Source organism: Helicobacter sp. T3_23-1059 (assembly GCF_053654515.1).
Genome location: NZ_JBSIUV010000224.1, coordinates 1 through 473, shown reverse-complemented (window position 1 = coordinate 473; position 473 = coordinate 1). Strand labels below are relative to the sequence as shown.

Sequence of the window (473 nt, the reverse complement as noted above, 5' to 3'; positions counted from 1 at the left end):
TAGTATAAATAAAAAAATCTAACCCCATTTGAAAAAATTGTTGTGATTGTTTAAAATCTGAATTATAGATAGGATAAATATTGTTTTGTTTTGTCATATTGTCAAATTCGCCAATCAATTTAGTAGGAATAGTAAAAGAATTATATTCGTATTTAGCGACTTGTTTTATAGATTCAACAATATCACATTTTATATTTTCATAATCCCAAACGCCAATGGGTTGGTCTTTTTCTTTGCCATTATTGTCAATTTCGTTGTTAAAATCTACACTATCGACTATGAATGCTTTAATATTCTTTGGGGTAAAATATATAATGCTATCAATATTATCGTGTGATTTTTTCTTATTTTTAGTTACGCTATCAAAAATATAAACAATATTAAAATTTCCAGCTATGGAATAAAGTGCAAAATTTTGTATATGTTCTATTTTTGAATTAAATGTGGACAGCGCATATTCTTTGTATGTGTCC

Annotated in this window: 1 protein-coding gene; it reads right to left on the bottom strand. The window is 25.8% G+C overall.

Annotated features, from left to right (window positions below):
- Window positions 1–473 (bottom strand): DUF6402 family protein (locus tag ACWIX0_RS14165; RefSeq protein WP_454174613.1); only part of this gene is annotated, 473 nt, incomplete at both ends.